Source organism: Desulfitibacter alkalitolerans DSM 16504 (assembly GCF_000620305.1).
GTDB lineage: Bacteria > Bacillota > DSM-16504 > Desulfitibacterales > Desulfitibacteraceae > Desulfitibacter > Desulfitibacter alkalitolerans.
The window spans coordinates 984,573-1,002,750 of record NZ_KK211100.1; the positions used below are offsets into that span (position 1 = coordinate 984,573).

Consider the following 18,178-nt stretch of genomic DNA (forward strand, 5'->3'; position numbering starts at 1 on the left):
TTACTCACTCCTTCTGAGCAGTTCATTTATTCCCATTGTCGACAGTTTTATTGCCGGGTAAAGCACGATGAGCGATCCAATCACTAAACCAAAGGCGATGGTCACAAGGGTTATGGAGCTGGCTCCATGGATTGCAAACACAATCACATTGGCCAGGATGAGCATTAAGATGATTTGTGTTAGAATCCGGCGGATGATTGATGATACCTGGCCTCCGCAAAGCATGTGAATGGCAAATTCTTTTGTGTGGGTATCAATAAACTGCACAAGGTTGGAGATGAGGCCAATCATGCTGAATATAAGTACAACCGAAAATATTAAGGCAAGAATCTTGATTTGAAGATCATGATCCTCTTGTATCCGTCGCATCTGTTCAGAAAAACTTCTGAACTCAAAAGTAAACAACCCAAGCTCCGTTGATTTCTGTTGTATCCTCTGCAAATGATACGGGTCATCCGTGATGATATAGGTTGTCATAATAGCAGAATCATAAGAACCATCGAGATCCGGTCCAACAGGAATGACAAACCATGTGCCCAGTGAGTATATTTCACCACTTTTACCGGGTTGAATAAAATAAGACGATTGCTCTAAAAAGCCAACCACATGGTAACGAAAGCCTCTGGTGTCGGTGATAATGTCATTCAACTGATAAAAAGAACGAAAATCATAACCCAACAAGAGCGGGATTGTTTCTTTTGTGCTTGAGAAATCCTCTCTAGTGAAAAGCGATCCCTCTACACATTGCAGTTCGTATACGTCCATAAACTTATCATCAATTTTTATGAGATTATAGCCCTTATGGGGTGGGTTGGAGCGAACGGCTAAGGAATTGTGGGACTTGTCCTCAGCCAGCCACATGAAATGCTGAGCGTCGGCTGTATAGGTATCAAATAAGGGGCTATGCTTCATAAACTGATAGAGCTCCCTGAGTTTCGTCGAACTATCTGGGTTTGTCCATATTTGGTCCAACCCGCTTTGGTCGGTTAAATCGCGAATTAAATAAATTTCTTGGCTTTCGATAATCCCATTCAATTTTTCCCGGTAACTGCTTACATGCAGCGCGACAGAAACAATGAAACTAAACAGTACCAAAGCGGCGGTTATCTGTATAAACAGAACAAAATTCCGTATTTTTTGATCTTTTATATCTTCCCAAGCGTATCTGAGCTGTTCCAAATCCTCACCCCCTTATCTGCGTGATGATTTCTTGTTTCAGGCGTAACGCCAAGGCAATCAACCCGGTAACGGTTCCCACTGCCAAACAAAGCAGATAACCCACAGCAACCGCAGACAGATGAACGCTTTCGCCAATAAAGGGGAACCAGCCTGCTTTTATGATTAGCATTGCCAATGCCAAACCGATACCATAGCCGATGGTGACAATCAGGAGATAATCACGAAGCAGCATCCCGCGAAGGCTGGGTGTTCCGGCACCCGACATGATTCTTACTGCCAATTCCTTATATCTACCCTCAAGCCAGTAATATGTCGTACTGAAAACATTTAATAAAACTAGAATAATCGTTAATGCGAACGCTATGATTAAGACCTGCGTGTTGCGAATGGATTGCATAAGATGCTCTGACGTTGAAGCTGTGGTTACTTCGGCTCGCATATTGATTTGCGGATTGATTTTTTTAGCATATGTCGTAAATCCGTCAAAGGAATCCATGCTTTTCTCCTTTGCGTCTATGGAATAAATGCCGCTCAGAGGCGTGTCAAGATTATTACCTATGGCGGCAGCCATGTTCACATAGTATAAGGCACCGGAAGTATCGCCCCACCCTCCGTATTGTCTGGCAGTTGGGGTTTTATAGATACCGATGACCTTGTATTCATTACCTTCATGCAGAAAATAAAGCTCCCCATCTCTCTCAATGCCTCTGTCACGGATTCTTGCATCGATAAGTGCCACTGCTGCCTGCTGCTCAAAGTCATCCGTAGAGAAACTGCGTCCCTCTATGATATTCGGCTTAAATCCAGTATCGGCGGAAAGGAAAACAGCCTTTCCGTTTGCAATGGGATAACTCCTATAAACTATCAAACTTCCGCCCTGTAAAGAGAAGTACTCAAGCAAGTCCTTTGTTTGAACTAAGGGCTCACCCTCGTTACTTTGATGAATTTCAACCTTAACAGAGTTGTCGGAAAGGAAATCAGGTTCCACAGCTTCCATAATATAAAATTGGGCTACCGTGGTAAAACAGAGAGCAACCATTGCCGCCACGGCAGCAAAAACAGCTATGAGCAAAAATGCTCTATGCAGAATCTGTCTGATGTGAATCACTCCTTCCATATGACATTTTGAACATTGTTAGATCTTGGGAAACTTAGCAAAGTAAGTTATATTACCTTCTAAATCAGTTTTGGACTTTGCCTGTTATGGCTGATGGCCGATAGAATCTCCAACAATTCTCTTAATTCCCAATGCATAAAAAATGTGCCTTAATTGTAATTATAGATTTTGCTATATTTATAACCCTATACTATTTAAAAAGTCCATTGTAATTTTATTAAATTCTTTATAATTATCTACATTTGAGTTATGAGCAGCATTGGTAATGAATTTTAAAGGATAGCCATCATGCTTTGACCACTTTTGATTGTATTTTTTGACATATCCTGTATTGTCATTATCACCTACTACTAAAAGAACTGGAAAATCAAATCTAATATTTTCCTTTCTTTCTAAAAATCCTCCATAAGCCATATTCATAATAAATATAATTTCTTTTTTATCCAATTTAGAAACTGAATCGTACAGATTTTCATATGCATATTTCGTTTTTGTGGCTCCTTTAGCAATACTTCTAATAAGAATACTATGCGGAAACCACGATGCTATTGTACTAACTTTACTCAAAAGGCTTCTTTCCCATTTGGAATAATAGCAATGTCCAAATGGATTAGTATCTACAGCCACAAAAGCGCTCACTTTTTCGGGATATTGTATAGCAAATTCTTGGCATACATACCCACCCATAGATTGACCTACTAAAATTACTTTATCTATTTTTTCTTTATCTAAAATTCTTTTTAGTTCATAGGCCACATTATAATAGGAAAATTCATCATATGGACGGGACTCTCCATGCAATGGAACATCCCAAGTAATTATTCTATATTCCTCGCTGAAACACTCCACTTGCTTATCAAACATAGTATGGTCTGCAGTCATTCCATGTGTGAATACAATACAATTTGCATTTTTACTCTGATTTCCACCAATCCAATAATATATTATTCCATGTTCTGACTGTATATATCTCTTCTCCATGAAACTCCACCTTTTCCTATACTCTTACTACAATATTAGACGAAGGTTTTACTGATATTAAACTTAATATCAGTGATAGTCCCTTTAAAGTATTCATAATCTCCTTCATCCAGATGCCACACAGCCTTGAAGTGAGACGGAAATTTCATCCCATTCTTCTCACGATAATTCTCCACAACTCCTGACCATTTCACCCGTTTATACTCACTACCTTTTTCTGAAAAGTATCTGTCATTGGTTTCAAATCGAATATACTCCCCTCGGTCATTAAAGAAGAAGAATCCACTCACTTCACATTGATTATATTTAATGACAGCCTTGGCAGTATTCGAATCGATAGCAGTCCAGTTAATATAGGGTTGCAAGGCATAAGTTGGAACTAACAGAGACTCCGCCAGAACTGTTACTAAAGCGCTTGCGTCCATTTCTTTACCTTTAGCGTCGGCCACTTGGAAAATTTTCAAGAGCTTGATGCGCATATTTCCATATCCAACCTGGTATTTGTCCATTCCTTCAAAAGGCAAGATACCGAAAAGTCTATTTCTCATATAAGCGATTCGGGTTGGTTCAGGAACTGAATTAAACTGATAGCACTTCAAGTCCATCCATTTTTTATCCGGTGCCATCTTTAAAAAGACATCTTTCCATTCCACCTTGGCATTAACCATCTTTTCTTGTCCAATATGGCGGCAATAACGAAAATACTTTTGTACCGGTTCCGGCAGCAAGGAGATGTCATCTTCAGTGATAACCTCATTCGGATAGCTAGAATACTTTGCCAGTTCCCGTCTGACTTCGGACAAATAAAGCTCTTTCATCGATGTACCTCCAATCAAATGATGGAACTCTTTCATGCTTTGCGACACAAATTATCCTTAACCCCACTATCCAGGCCGAATGACGCATAGAGCACCTGTTGGGGACACCACAAAAAGTACACTTTTCATCCTGAACCTTAATTTTCAGGAGAGAAGCCCTTAATCCGAGCTTTATTACGAATACCAGCCCCATACTCAGCACAAAGTATACATAACGAAGATATTCCCATTCTTTGCCTGCACGGGCCGGAGCTTTGTTTCCAGGGGAGAAGGTCAAGCACTGCTGCTGTCCAGCACACCCAAGCACAACAACCCCGGTTAAAAATTAATGGGCCAAATATTTTAACAATCAGGTAGTGCAGCACGGACCCAGCAAAAGTTCCGGACAACAGCCACATCCAGAACCCTTCAATCTGCATGTTCTCCGGAACTATAACCCCAAAAGATAAATAAATCAGGCCCAGGCCCAATCCAAAGAAGAGATAACCACCCACGAGCACCTGGGATATCATCCAGGCATAGTGCTTCTTTTTTTTGGAAAAAACAGGCCAAAACCCGGTGCCTAATGCTAAGGAGGTTTCGATAAAAAAGAAATTAAGCAAATAGAAGATTGTCCTATAGCCTTTTTAATCTCTGAAAAGAAAATTCCACCTTATATGCCAAATCTTCAATTAAAGTACAATAGATTAATTAATGAATTTTATTTTATAATACCAATTAAATATTAAAGATAGATAAATTAAGGATTAATCTTTTGTTAAAATGGAGTCGCAAAACTATTCCATATCCGTTGGTTTTACTAATCTTGTATTAAATCATTATACTTATTTACTCTTAGCTCAATTCTTCTAGAAACATCATCTGACTGGCGGCAAAAACATCGCATTTTCTTTGGCCCATGTTACGGCATGGGCAATGTCGACCGTATTCCCGTTAACCAAATAGGTGCTGCCGCCGAATGAAACGCCTTCCAGACAACTCTTTTTTTACATCTACGCTAAATTGAGTATAGATATAAATAAAATACTGCAGGTGGTCACACGTAAAGGGGATGAAAAAAGCAAAGTATATGTTTTCCCATTATAATAACTTAGATAAATAACTGTGTTAGTTTCACTAACAGAATTCCAAATAATATAGCTATCGAAGAACTCGTAAAAGTTCCTAGTAAGTAATATTCTGCAAATTCTCTATTATCAAGTTCCTTAAACCTTGCAATTGATTTGGCAGTTAAAACAAATGCTATTGAAGAAAGAGAACCATAAAGAAATAAAGTTAAAATTATAAACCTTTCTAATATACCTATATATTTTCCAGTTTTTATTTGTTCGTTATTTTTTTCTAGTTTAACATTAAAGCATTCTAAAACTTTTCTGGTTAAAATAGCACCTCCAAAAGTAACAACAATATATATTAACAATGTTAGCAAAATTACAGTAATGCTCAACATATCCTTTATCTGTAGTATTAAAGGTTCGAGCATCTCAGTTGCTGGCAATATTGATTTGTAAATCTGTAATACATTTACAGTAATTAATGGATTAAATATGACCCAAATATAAAGTATTGTTATTAGATGAACTGCCTGGTCTATTATTAACCCAAATAATGATAAATAATTATTTGCATAAGGATATTCCTGAGATAACTTATTTTTAAAGACCCCTTTTATACAATTAGATATCGGTGCTTTTATAAAATCTATTATTAAATGTAGAAAAGCTATTAGGATTGAGTAAAGCAAAAAGGTTATTAATCCAAAGAAATGTGTAAGCAAATAGGTGCATAGAAAAACAGTACCAATATGAATATAATAACCCCTTTTTAGTTGGTTTCTTTTATTTTCAGCAATAATATCAGACTGTAAAACAAAATCACTTAATACATGAGCAATTAATGTCAATAAAAGTAAATCCAATTCCAATCTCCCCTTTCACCCTTTATTAGGTGAAACTACCTTATTCACCATCAATAAGGTGAAAAGAACTAAAAACTTTATCAAATTCAGCCAAAGTTTCTTCAGCTAAATAAAACTGCTTCCAGTTTGCTGCTTTACACCGTTTTTCGACATTTTGATAAGATATATTTAGAATTTTAGCTGCTTCACTATAAGTACCAAGTTCTTCATACTTATGAATCGCCTCCCATTGTTCTTTGGTCCACCTGTCTTGGATAGTATCCATGAGCATGAGTATCGTGTTAATATATTTGTTTACATAGGAATTTGAGCAATTAAATAAAGTCATAGTAGTTTTTATTTCCTTTAAATTTTCTACTGCGTTTCTCGCTGAATAAAAAGCTGTACCTTCCATTGACCATGGGTCTTTTAAGGGTTTATTAATTACATATTCTTCAAGATAACCAATACCAATGCCGATTCTTAATTTTAGTGGGTATGCCAAATACCTAAGATTTCTAATCGTATTTGGATGCTGTAACCAACCTTTTATTATTGCTTGAATTTCATCTCCACGTGACATGGAAAAAGAACTAATTATAAAATCTCTTGTATAATTTTTAAGTTTTTCTTTTAACTTTTCCTTTTGCTGTAGGTTTCTTCTAGAATCTACTATATCAGCTGTAAGTACAGTAATTTTCTCCACTTTCTTCCTCCTTCTTCTATTTCGATTATTTAAATTTACTATATCATACATTACCATTATAAGTAAAATGGCTATTAATAATACTTCATTGGATTAACATGTTTAGCTTTCAAATAATACGACCACCGCACTGCAGTAAGCTCAATAACCTATCGATCAAAAAAGGGGAATTGTTTTCCTGTGCTTGGACCTAACGATGCTGGAAAAACAACCGTCATTAAAATACTGTCCTGCCTTATAGAACCAACCCTGGGCCTGGATCCCCAGGCAAGAAAAGCACTGTGGCCTAAAACGCCAAAAAGCCCTTATGCAAAGGACTTTTCATTGTATCAAAGTTAAGTTTTTTTGGTGGAGGCGAGGAGAGTCGAACTCCTGTCCGAAAGAGTACCCACAAGAGCTTCTACGAGTGTAGACTGTAGTTTGGTGTTTCGCCTCTTGCTGCGCCTACAGTCAGGCTAAGCAGTCAGCTATCCCAATTAAATTCCCCGCTAGATTATCAGGAGGTGGTCTGCAGGTAGCCTGTTAATTTGACACCCAGACATTTCCCCACAGGCTTAGGAAAGCTGGATGAGCTGCTATTAAGCAGCTAAAGCGTAATTTTCTTTGCCAGTTAATTGGCTTTCCACTGTTTAACGAGATCAAGTGGGATCTCGACTCGCTACTCCTGCTCATACATCCCCCGTCGAAACCAGTACGCCCCCATGAAAATAATATTTAGTTTTATATATACTATATTATATCACAAAATGTGCAAATTATAAAGATGCCAGGACATAAATTGCTAGGAATATATAGGAATATAGTTGAACAAGCTTGCAGCAAGCTTTCCATCACAACAAGGATTAAGATCCATAGTTAGAAATTATACCCAATGCCATTCTAGTACTTTTGCTTGTCACTTAGTGCCCTTTTTATCTGACGTTCTGCATCCTTTTTAGCCAGATCTTCCCTTTTATCATATAATTTTTTGCCCTTGGCTAAACCAATCTCTACTTTAACTCTATTTTTCTCATTAAAGTATAATTTAAGTGGAACAAGGGTCAAACCCTTTTCCCTTGTCTTGCCCCATAAACGCATAATCTCTCTTTTATGCATTAGCAGCTTTCTATCCCGCAAAGGGTCATGGTTAAAATGGCTTGCCTTTTCATAGGGGCTGATATGCATATTAGATAGCACCAGCTGCCCATTTTGAATATGAGCATAGCTATCTTTTAAGTTAACCCTGCCAAGGCGCATGGATTTTACTTCAGTTCCCTGCAGGGCAATACCTGCCTCATAGGTTTCTTCAATAAAGTAATCATGACGAGCTTTTCTGTTATCGGTAATTACCTTTCTAATACCCATCTCTTAACACCCCATTGTGAGTACAAACACTACTATAATTATCTTATCAAAAGTTAACCCCGTCAATGGAATTTTCCATACAGGGTCAGATGTAGGTAACATGTATTATATAATCATTTGATTACAAATGTCAAGCATCATTGTCTAGCAATTGTTACAGTTGTGGCATTTGTGAGCTTATTTCTAATGTGTCACATGATGATAAAAAGGGGCAGAGGCTGAAAGCCCTCATCGATGACTTATTCGAGGCAAGCAAGGCAAGCAGCGGAAATATTGAACTTTATATGGAAGAATTAGATGTAGTGGCCCTGCTCAGACAAACTCTGGGAGAGCTCGAGGAGAGAATTATAGGTTAAATACAACTTGTCTTTTGCAAATAATATCTACCTTGTGAAACTTATACTTCTGGTATTGCAAGTATAAAGCCAGGCCCTAAGCCTGGCTTATCTTACCTTTTTACAGTTTCAATTACTTCCTGCTGCCTGGCTTTTCTGCACTACTGCCATCCTTGCACATTGTGCAGTCTTCGGGCTTGTATGCAGGAATGTCCAGCTCAAGCAGGGCTTTGAAAGGCACTCCAAAATCAGCCTTTCCACCACTTCTATCTATTAAAGAGGAAACGGCAGCCACCTCTCCGCCCATCTCTTTTATAAGCTTAATTACTTCCTTGGCTGAACCACCTGTTGTTACAACGTCCTCTACCACCAGCACCTTCTGCCCAGGTTTAATTTCAAATCCTCTTCTTAAAGCCATTTCTCCATCGGTTCTTTCGGCAAATATTCCCGGTACATTTAACGCCCTGGCTAATTCATAGGCTATAACAATGCCCCCAAGGGCTGGTCCCACTACAATTTCAATATCAATACCTTCCAGCTTTTGAGCCAATGCTTTGCACAGCTTTTCTGCCTCCCATGGATAGCTTAACACTAGTGCACATTGCACATATTTGTCACTATGTAATCCCGAACTTAAAAGAAAATGGCCAGTTTTTAGGGAATTGGTTTTTTCCAGTATTTCAATTATTTCGTCTCTAGTTAACATTCAAAGCCCTCCTCCATTTCTTCTAGAACTAGCTTGGCTGCTTCTGCGGGGTTTTCTGCGCCAGTAATGGGTCTGCCAACCACTAAATAGCTGGCTCCCTGGTTAATGGCATCCTTGGGTGTCATGATGCGTTTTTGGTCACCTGCTGCAGACCAGGTTGGTCTTACACCTGGACAGACAGACACAAACTCATCACCGCACGCACTTTTGATTTCTGCAGCTTCCTTGGGCGATGCAACTACACCGTCCAGGCCAGCCTCCTTGGCAAGCCTTGCCCTGGCTATTACCAGCTCCTTTACATCCTGGGTAATGCCCAACTGCAGCAGGTCATTTTGGTCAAGGCTGGTTAATACAGTAACACCTATTAACAGGGGTTTTTGCAAGCCACCTGCTGCAACCTGTTCCACGGCCTCTCTAGCACTTGCCATCATTTGCTTTCCGCCAGGCACATGTACATTAAACATGAAAACCCCCATTTTTGCTGCTTCCCTGGCTGCTCCTGCCACAGTATTAGGGATATCCATAAACTTTAAATCAAGGAATACCTTCTTGCCTTTTTCCTGCAGGTATTCTACTATCTTCCCTCTAGATGCCAGATATAGCTCCAGTCCTACTTTAAAGATTTCAACATCAGCCTCCAGCCTTTGGATAGCATCAACAGCCTTTTCCCTGGTGTCAAAATCAAGGGCTACAATGAGCTTGTCTTTTGCCTTCATTTGCACTCCTCCTCGTTTCAGTATCATTCACATCCAGAATACAGGGGCTGCTATTTCCACGCCCTGCCAGTTAACTCGGTAACATTACTAATATTTCTTTCCTTGCAGTACCTTTCTATTCCTTCAATTACCTCCACAGCAACCATAGGTTTTGCAAAGTTGCCCGTCCCAATACATACTGCATGGGCTCCTGCCAGCATAAATTCCACAGCATCCTGCCACGAGTTGATGCCACCCATACCCACAATAGGTATCTTAACTGCCTGACTTGCCTGCCACACCATTCTGACAGCAACAGGTTTAACTGCAGGCCCCGATAAGCCTCCCATTATGTTGCCCAAGGCAGGTCTTTGGGTTCTAATATCAATTGCCATGCCAAGGAGTGTATTTATCAGCGACAAGGCATCTGCCCCCTGCTCTTCCACAGCCCTGGCTACAGCTGCAATGTCAGTTACATTTGGACTTAGTTTCACTATTAGGGGTAAGTTCGTGACCTTTTTTACTTCCTTAACAACATTAGCTGCCACATTGGGGCAGCTTCCAAATGCCATGCCACCTTCTTTTACATTGGGGCAGGAAATGTTTACCTCCAGGGCAGCAATTCCTTCCTTGCCATTAAGATGCTCTGCAACCTGACAGTATTCTTCCACAGTGCTTCCTGAAATATTAGGTATGATTGCTGTTCCCAGGCCCTTTACCCTGGGCAGGTATTCATTAACGAAGGCTTCTACACCTGGATTTTCTAGCCCAATGGAATTTAAGATTCCCGAGGGTGTCTCCCAGAGTCTTGGAGGCGGGTTGCCATGTCTTGGTTTAAATGTAATCCCCTTTGTAAAAATTGCACCAAGTTTTCCCGGATCATAAAAATCAGCATATTCAAGTCCAAAGCCATAGGTTCCTGAGGCTACAGTTACAGGGTTATTCAATTCCAGGGCGCCTAGCTTTACCTTTAAGTTTACCATTAGAATTTCACCTCGCCAGACCAGAATACAGGGCCATCCTTGCAAACCTTTGGATAGCCTCCCTTAGTTCCTGAAACACAGGTGCAGCCCAGGCATGCTCCAACACCGCAGGCCATTGACGCTTCCAGTGATATCTGACATGGAACATTCAACCCTGAAGCGGCCTTCACCACAGCCCTTAACATGCCTTCTGGGCCGCATGCATAAATAACAGCATTGCCCATATCTATTAAGGGTGCCAGGTGTTCTGTAACAAGACCTTTTTTGCCCAGACTCCCATCTTCTGTTACCTCTATGACCTGGCCAAATTCTTTAAATGCCTTTGCCCTGACCAGGCCTTGAGCCCCTGCTGCTCCCAGTAATGATACCACTTCTTTTCCAAGAAGCTTTAGCTCTTCGGCAAGGGCAAGGAGTGGGGCAATCCCCATGCCGCCGCCCACCAGCACAGTCCTTTGCTCCTGCACCTTTAATTCAAAGCCCCTGCCTAGAGGTCCCATGACTGATATGGTATCAGCTGCGGACCTTTTGGATAACATTGTGGTACCTTTACCCACAACCAGGTAGTAAAGTTCAATGGTACCCTTCCCCTTGTTTATCTTGTGGATACTAATGGGCCGTCTTAGCAGGGGATCTGATGCATCTTCTGCTCCGCAGGCTATATGTACAAACTGCCCAGGTAGTGCAGAAGCAGCTACCTGGGGACTGAAAACTTCCATTAAATATTGATTATGCCCCAAGTTTTCATGTACAAGTATTTTTCCGTCTTCTAATAACATTAGTTCACCTCATTGTATTCTCATCTAATACCTTTAGTACTAATTAGCACTACTAATATTAATTAGCACTACATTATCATAACTATAACCATTTGTGAAATTAGCCAAGAGAACCGTCCCCCCGGTTGTAGTCCTGGAGGGATTTTACGCGGACCATGGATTCCATGATCTTTAGAATAGCCTTGGCTGTATCCAGGGAAGTGGTGCAGGCTACGCCATATTCAACAGCTGCCCTTCTTATTTTAAATCCATCCTTGGCCGGTTCCTTGCCCCTGGTAAGGGTGTTAATAATCAGGTCAGCCCTGCCTTTTCTAATATATTCTACCACATTATGACTGCCGTCTCTAAGCTTATTTACCACTTCAACTGAAATACCCTCACCTTCAAGCATTTGTGCTGTACCTGGAGTTGCAGCCAGATTATAGCCCAGACTGTGAAATCTCTGCAAAATTGGCAGCGCTTCACTTTTATCCTTATCAGCTATGGTGGCAAGGATTGTTCCCTGGGGTGGTATATCATAGCCGGCAGCTAGCAGGGCCTTGTACATGGCTTTAGTTGGATCGGCATCAAGACCCAGGACCTCTCCAGTAGACTTCATCTCGGGGCCAAGGGATGTCTCAACCTCTGTAAGCTTGGAGAAGGAGAATACAGGCATTTTTACGGCAGTTAGGTTTTTCGGCTCTACAAAGATAGTGTGTTCATTGTAGTTTGGTGTTAGTCCCTGTTCTGCAAGGCTTTTGCCCATCATGATCTTGGTTGCCACTTTTATGAGTGGAATGTTAATTACCTTGGAGATGAAGGGGACTGTTCTGCTTGAACGCGGATTTGCTTCTATTACATAAACCTCGTCATCCTGTATTACATATTGGATGTTAAGCATGCCTATTACCTGAAGCCCCCTGGTAAGCTTTGTTGTGTATTCTATAAGGGTGTCAACTACCCTTGGAGCTAGAGAGCGTGATGGATATACAGCACTGCTGTCCCCAGAGTGAATCCCGGCCCTTTCAACGTGCTCCATTATCCCTGGAATTAATACATGGGTTCCGTCACTTACTGCATCTACTTCTACCTCCCTGCCTAATAAGTAGCGGTCAACAAGTATTGGGTTGTTTTTAGATATTTTAACTGCCTGTTCCAGATACTGATGCAGCTCTTCCCTGTTATATACAATTTCCATGGCTCTTCCTCCCAGTACATAGGATGGACGAACCAATACTGGAAATCCTAACTCCAATGCAATATCCTCTGCTTCTGCAAGGGATAAGGCAATTCTTCCTTCAGGGTGTTTAATAGCAAGTTCCTTCAACAATTCATGGAATTTTTCCCTGTCCTCGGCTATATCCATGTTTTTAACACTAGTGCCAAGAATTTTAGCTCCAGCATTTGCCAGGGGCCTGGCCAGGTTAATGGCAGTTTGTCCTCCAAACTGGGTTATGACGCCGGCAGGCTTTTCCTGATCTATGACATTGAGTACTTCTTCTTCACTTAAAGGTTCAAAGTATAGTCTATTGCTTGTGTCATAATCAGTGCTTACTGTTTCAGGGTTATTGTTGATAACTATTGATTCAACTCCTGCTTCCTGCAGCGCCCAGGAGGAGTGAACTGAACAGTAATCAAATTCGATGCCCTGGCCGATACGAATGGGTCCTGAACCCAGCACAAGGACTTTTTCAGCCTGGCTTTTTTCTAATTCATTTGTTTCCCCATATGTTGAATAATAATAAGGCGTGGCTGCGGGGAATTCTCCTGCACAGGTATCCACCATGCGATAGCTTGCTTCTATACCGTACCCTTTTCTCATCTCCCTGACCTCTTGTGCTGACAAGTTCCAGTAGGAACCTATTTGCTTGTCAGCAAAGCCAAGACTTTTTGCCTGGATCAACAGATCCTTGTCTGGTCCTGCTGCAAGCCTTTCTTCCCAGTCAACCAGTTCCTTTATTTTTGCCAAAAAGAACCTGGTAATGGCTGTAATTTCTTCAACCTCATCAATTGTAAAACCTCTTCTAAAGGCTTCCGCCACAACCCACAAGCGCCTGTCATCAGCATGTCTTAATCCCTGCACTATAGCTTCCCGTGACCATTCTTTCAAGGAATCCATTACAAGGGTGTCACTGTCCAGTTCAAGAGAGCGTATGCCTTTTAACAGGGCTGACTCAAAGCTTCTGCCCAGGGCCATTATTTCTCCAGTAGCCTTCATTTGTGAACCAAGCCTTCTATGGGCACTTTCAAATTTATCAAAGGGCCAGCGCGGTATTTTTATCACCACGTAGTCTAAAGCAGGCTCAAAGCAGGCTGATGTGCTGCCGGTAACCTGGTTAGTTATCTCATCCAGGCTGTAACCCATGGCTATTTTTGTAGCCACCCTGGCTATAGGATAGCCTGTTGCCTTGGAAGCCAAAGCACTTGAACGGCTCACCCTTGGATTAACCTCTATTACGTAATATTTCAGTTCTCTGGGATGAAGGGCATATTGAATATTGCATCCCCCTTCTATTCCCAGGGCTCTAATAATCTTTATAGACGCTGAACGAAGGGTTTGATGTTCTTCATCTGACAAGGTCTGGGTAGGCGCCACCACTATACTGTCCCCAGTATGAATACCTACCGGATCAATATTCTCCATGCTGCAGATGGTGATACAGTTATCCTTTCCATCCCTGATAACCTCATATTCAATCTCTTTCCAGCCGGCAACAGAACGTTCAATTAAAAGCTGACCAATGGGACTGAGCTTTATACCCTTTGAGGAAATTATCTCCAATTCCCGGGCATTGCCAGCCACACCGCCTCCTGTTCCACCCAGGGTGTAAGCGGGCCTCACAATTACCGGAAAGCCCAGGTTTTGTGCAAAGTCTAGAGCTTCTTCAACTGAATTGACTATGGCACTTTCAGGAACTGGTTCATCCAATTCTTCCATCATATTTTTGAAAAGCTTTCTATCCTCAGCCTTTTTAATTGCCTCAACTGATGTTCCCAGAAGCTTGAGCTTATATTTTTCCAGGATGCCCACTTCCCACAGCTTCTGGGCCATGTTTAATCCTATTTGACCTCCCAGGGTTGGCAGCAGGCCATCAGGCCGTTCAACCTTGATGACCTCTTCTACAAAGTCAAGGGTTAATGGTTCAAGATATACCCTGTCTGCTATTTCTGCATCAGTCATAATGGTAGCCGGATTGCTGTTAATGAGGACAACCTCTATGCCCTCTTCTTTTAAAGTCCTGCAGGCTTGTGTGCCGGCATAGTCAAATTCGGCTGCCTGCCCTATGATAATTGGACCTGAACCTATAACTAAAACCTTTTTTATTGACTCTTTTTTAGGCATGGCTGCCACCTCCCTGGAGTGAGATCATGTTCATGAATTCTTTAAAGAGGTATTCTGTATCCTTTGGTCCGGGGGCACCTTCTGGATGAAATTGTATTGAAAATACAGGCAAGTGTCCATGCTTGATACCTTCTATGGACCCATCATTTAAATTAATATGGGTAATTACAACATCATCAGGCAGGTCCTCCTTGCTCAAGCAAAATCCATGGTTTTGCGATGTAACAAACACCCTGTCCTTTTGCAAATCCTTAACTGGCTGATTGCCGCCCCTGTGACCGAACTTCATTTTGTATGTCCTTGCGCCCAGGGCAGTTCCAAGTATCTGATGGCCCATGCATATGCCCATTACTGGCATGGAATTTAACAGGCTTTTAACTGTATCTATAGCATGGGGTATCATCATGGGATCACCGGGGCCATTGGATAAAAGAAGTCCATCAGGTTCCGCAGCTTTGATTTCTTCTGGTGTGGCATGAGCCGGAAAAACAATAACTGTACAGCCCAGCTTGTTTAATGATCTGATAATGTTGCTCTTGACTCCAAAATCAAGCACTGCCACTGCAGGCCATCCCCCTGGTATGGTATACTTCTTTGGGGTCGTTACCTGGTCAACCAGGTTCTGCTCTGTAATTGGCAGTATCTCATTGGCTTTTTGCAGCAATTCTTCAATTGGAGTTTCTTTAGTGCTGATTATTCCCCTCATTGAGCCATGGGTTCTTATGTGCCGGGTTAATGTTCTTGTATCAACGCCTTTTATTCCTATGAGCCGGTTTTCTTCTAAATACTGCTGCAGGGTCTTACCCTTTAAGCCCTTCTGGTAAGACATGGTCTCTTCTTTAATAATAATACCCCTGGCAGCCGTGTTAGCTGATTCTTGATAGCGACTGGCCATGCCATAGTTGCCTACCAGAGGATAGGTTAAAGTAATAAGCTGCCCTGCAAAGGACGGGTCAGAAATAATCTCCTGATATCCAGTCATTGCTGTGCTAAAAACAACTTCCCCGCCAGCCTCTCCATTAATTCCGCATGAAATGCCTTGAAATACCGTCCCATCTTCTAAAACTAAAACCGCCTTCATAGGAGTCCCCCTTCATTAAAACTAATTTTCTTAACTGGTGGTTATTATCTGTCCCTTATAAATGGTCATAACGGGCCAACCCTTTAGCTCTTTGCCATGATAAGGGTTATATTTGCCCATTGAAACAAAGCTGTTGACATCTACTTTTTTCGTCAATTCCATGTCCAGTATGGTCAGATTGGCTGCCGCACCTGGAACCAACCCTTCATATTTAATTCCCAGTATGGCTGCAGGACCTGTTGTAAACTTGCACAGCAGTTCCATTAATGGCATTTGTTTTTTGTGGTACAAGTAATGTAGTGCTGCGGCTACTGAAGTTTCTACACCTGAAATTCCAAAGGCAGCATATTCATATTCCACATTTTTGTCCTCAGAGGTATGGGGTGCATGGTCAGAAGCTATTGCGTCAATGGCTCCGTCTAAAAGGCCGGCAATTACTGCCTCCACATGCTCCTGGGAGCGAAGGGGCGGATTCACCTTGGTAGCAGTATTATAGCCAACTACCTCAGCATCAGTAAGGCTAAAGTGATGGGGTGCTGCTTCTGCTGTTACCTTAAGACCTTTTTTCTTGGCTGCCCTTACCATCTCAACTGCACCTGCAGTACTAATATGGGAAATATGAAGTCTGGCACCTGTATATTCTGCAAGGGCTATATCTCTTGCAACTGCAACATCCTCAGCAACACTTGGTATTCCTTTAAGTCCCAGGATGGTGCTGAAATAGCCTTCATGCATGGAGCCGCCGCTTAAGTTTTTGTCCTCACTGTGGGAAAGAATGGGCAGGTCAAAAAGCAGGGAGTATTCCATTGCCCTTCTCATTACCTCAGGATTTGCAACTGGCTCACCGTCATCTGATAAAGCAACTGCCCCGGCATTTTTTAAGATGCCATATTCTGCTATCTCTTCGCCCTTGCGTCCCTTGGTAATAGCTGCACAGGGCAGGACCTCTATGACACCTTCCCTTTGCGCTTTGCACTTTACATATTCTATAGTTGTTTCATTATCCAGAGCCGGCTTTGTATTGGGCATTGCAACTACAGTAGTAAAACCCCCAGCTGCAGCTGCTCTTGTCCCTGAAGCAATTGTCTCTTTATGTTCATAGCCAGGCTCTCTCAAATGTACATGCATATCAATAAAGCCCGGGGAAACCACTCTACCCTCCAGATCTATCACCCTGGTATCTGGACCTGGCTTTAAACCATGGTTTACAGCACGAATTTTATCATTGATGATTAGTATGTCTCCTTCATGTTCGGTCTTTGTTACGGGATCCATTATCCGACCATTTTTAAGCAGTAACTGCATCACTAGCTCCTCCTCCCATTAGATATAATAGGGCCATTCTCACTGCAACACCATTTGTAACCTGCTCTTCTATAACTGACTGTACACCATCAGCCACATCTGAGGAAATTTCCACTCCCCTGTTCATTGGACCAGGGTGCATTACAAGGGCATCCGCCTTTGCAAGGCTTAATCTCTTTGTGTTTAATCCATAATACTGGGCATATTCTCTAATTGAAGGGAACAAGCCCTTTTGCTGTCTTTCCAGCTGCACCCTCAGCATCATTACAACATCTGCATCTTTAACAGCCTCATCCATATTTGTAACTATCTTTGCTCCTGCCTTTTGCAGGTCCCTGGGAATAAGGGTGGTGGGTCCGCAAAGGACCACATCTGCTCCCATGGTAGTCAGGCCCCAGAAGTTAGAGCGGGCAACCCTGCTGTGTGCCAGATCTCCAATAATTGCAACCTTTAACCCCTCAATCTTGCCCTTGTATTGTTTAATGGTCAGCATATCCAGAAGAGCCTGGGTTGGATGCTCATGGTAACCATCTCCGGCATTGATAATTCTTGCCTTCATACTCCTGCCGAGGAGAGCAGGGGCACCTGCAGCACTATGGCGGATTATTACTATATCTGTTGCCATGGCATCCAGGGTTTTACCTGTATCAATAAGTGTCTCTCCCTTTACAACACTGCTGGTAGACACATTTAAGTTAGACATGTCGGCACTCATATACTTGCCTGCCAATTCGAAGGATGTTCTTGTCCGGGTACTTGGCTCATAAAAAAGATTAATTACAACTCTTCCCCTCAAGGTAGGCACCTTTTTTATGTCTCTGGTCATGATTTCTTTTAGTGAGTCTGCTGTATTTATGACTAGCTCTATTTCTTCCCTTGAAACACCTTGTAAACCCAGTAAATCCTTTGATTTAATACCCACAATTTTACCCC

17 protein-coding genes and 1 other RNA gene are annotated in these 18,178 nt (G+C 41.7%); 1 reads left to right on the top strand and 17 read right to left on the bottom strand.

Annotated elements, in window-relative coordinates; genetic code table 11:
* From K364_RS0110510 to smpB, 9 genes are all read right to left on the bottom strand, one after another.
* Entirely contained in the window at positions 1 to 1,179 is a 1,179-nt protein-coding gene (locus K364_RS0110510) for an ABC transporter permease (protein ID WP_028307997.1), read from the bottom strand.
* A 4-nt stretch (positions 1,180 to 1,183) separates the two neighbouring features.
* Positions 1,184 to 2,287: an ABC transporter permease gene (locus K364_RS0110515; protein WP_169734753.1), complete on the bottom strand. Its 1,104-nt coding sequence runs from the start codon at positions 2,285 to 2,287 to the stop codon at positions 1,184 to 1,186.
* Between the two features lie 186 nt (positions 2,288 to 2,473).
* Complete coding sequence (locus K364_RS0110520) at positions 2,474 to 3,277, bottom strand: alpha/beta fold hydrolase (RefSeq protein WP_028307999.1); 804 nt, start codon at positions 3,275 to 3,277, stop codon at positions 2,474 to 2,476.
* Positions 3,278 to 3,312: 35 nt separating this feature from the next.
* Complete coding sequence (locus K364_RS23650; RefSeq protein WP_051533957.1) at positions 3,313 to 4,095, bottom strand: DUF6544 family protein; 783 nt, start codon at positions 4,093 to 4,095, stop codon at positions 3,313 to 3,315.
* A 137-nt stretch (positions 4,096 to 4,232) separates the two neighbouring features.
* Positions 4,233 to 4,697 carry a hypothetical protein gene (locus tag K364_RS23655; RefSeq protein WP_051533958.1) on the bottom strand — a complete coding sequence of 155 codons (465 nt, stop codon included), beginning with the start codon at positions 4,695 to 4,697 and terminating at the stop codon, positions 4,233 to 4,235.
* Positions 4,698 to 5,185: 488 nt separating this feature from the next.
* Complete coding sequence (locus K364_RS0110535; protein WP_028308000.1) at positions 5,186 to 6,013, bottom strand: DUF3307 domain-containing protein; 828 nt, start codon at positions 6,011 to 6,013, stop codon at positions 5,186 to 5,188.
* A gap of 40 nt (positions 6,014 to 6,053) precedes the next feature.
* The gene (locus K364_RS23660) at positions 6,054 to 6,698 is read right to left on the bottom strand and encodes a SatD family protein (RefSeq protein ID WP_051533959.1); all 645 of its coding nucleotides are present in this window, start codon (positions 6,696 to 6,698) and stop codon (positions 6,054 to 6,056) included.
* A gap of 346 nt (positions 6,699 to 7,044) precedes the next feature.
* Positions 7,045 to 7,399, bottom strand: a transfer-messenger RNA (tmRNA) gene (gene ssrA / locus K364_RS26220).
* Positions 7,400 to 7,577: 178 nt separating this feature from the next.
* Positions 7,578 to 8,042, bottom strand: coding sequence for an SsrA-binding protein SmpB (smpB, locus tag K364_RS0110550; RefSeq protein WP_028308001.1), 465 nt, complete (start codon positions 8,040 to 8,042; stop codon positions 7,578 to 7,580).
* A 188-nt stretch (positions 8,043 to 8,230) separates the two neighbouring features.
* Here smpB and K364_RS26680 point away from each other — a divergent pair, with 188 nt between their 5' ends.
* Entirely contained in the window at positions 8,231 to 8,398 is a 168-nt protein-coding gene (locus K364_RS26680; protein ID WP_156946443.1) for a histidine kinase, read from the top strand.
* 112 nt (positions 8,399 to 8,510) lie between these two features.
* On the opposite strand, the gene pyrE is transcribed toward K364_RS26680, so the two are convergent.
* The 8 genes from pyrE to K364_RS0110595 form a co-directional block, all read right to left on the bottom strand.
* Complete coding sequence (pyrE, locus tag K364_RS0110560; protein ID WP_028308002.1) at positions 8,511 to 9,083, bottom strand: orotate phosphoribosyltransferase; 573 nt, start codon at positions 9,081 to 9,083, stop codon at positions 8,511 to 8,513.
* On the bottom strand, positions 9,077 to 9,799 hold the full coding sequence (pyrF, locus tag K364_RS0110565) for an orotidine-5'-phosphate decarboxylase (RefSeq protein WP_028308003.1): 723 nt from the start codon (positions 9,797 to 9,799) through the stop codon (positions 9,077 to 9,079). The genes pyrE and pyrF overlap by 7 nt, the downstream gene beginning before the upstream one ends.
* A gap of 50 nt (positions 9,800 to 9,849) precedes the next feature.
* A complete protein-coding gene (locus tag K364_RS0110570) occupies positions 9,850 to 10,761 on the bottom strand; it encodes a dihydroorotate dehydrogenase (protein WP_035268543.1) in 912 nt (303 codons plus the stop codon).
* The gene (locus K364_RS0110575) at positions 10,761 to 11,537 is read right to left on the bottom strand and encodes a dihydroorotate dehydrogenase electron transfer subunit (RefSeq protein WP_035268546.1); all 777 of its coding nucleotides are present in this window, start codon (positions 11,535 to 11,537) and stop codon (positions 10,761 to 10,763) included. The genes K364_RS0110570 and K364_RS0110575 overlap by 1 nt, the downstream gene beginning before the upstream one ends.
* Before the next feature lie 100 nt (positions 11,538 to 11,637).
* Complete coding sequence (carB, locus tag K364_RS0110580) at positions 11,638 to 14,859, bottom strand: carbamoyl-phosphate synthase large subunit (protein WP_028308006.1); 3,222 nt, start codon at positions 14,857 to 14,859, stop codon at positions 11,638 to 11,640.
* Entirely contained in the window at positions 14,852 to 15,940 is a 1,089-nt protein-coding gene (carA, locus tag K364_RS0110585; protein ID WP_028308007.1) for a glutamine-hydrolyzing carbamoyl-phosphate synthase small subunit, read from the bottom strand. Before carA ends, carB begins: the two co-directional genes overlap by 8 nt.
* A 30-nt stretch (positions 15,941 to 15,970) precedes the next feature.
* Positions 15,971 to 17,245: a dihydroorotase gene (locus K364_RS0110590; RefSeq protein ID WP_028308008.1), complete on the bottom strand. Its 1,275-nt coding sequence runs from the start codon at positions 17,243 to 17,245 to the stop codon at positions 15,971 to 15,973.
* Positions 17,229 to 18,167 carry an aspartate carbamoyltransferase catalytic subunit gene (locus K364_RS0110595; RefSeq protein ID WP_028308009.1) on the bottom strand — a complete coding sequence of 313 codons (939 nt, stop codon included), beginning with the start codon at positions 18,165 to 18,167 and terminating at the stop codon, positions 17,229 to 17,231. Before K364_RS0110595 ends, K364_RS0110590 begins: the two co-directional genes overlap by 17 nt.
* Positions 18,168 to 18,178 lie beyond the last annotated feature (11 nt).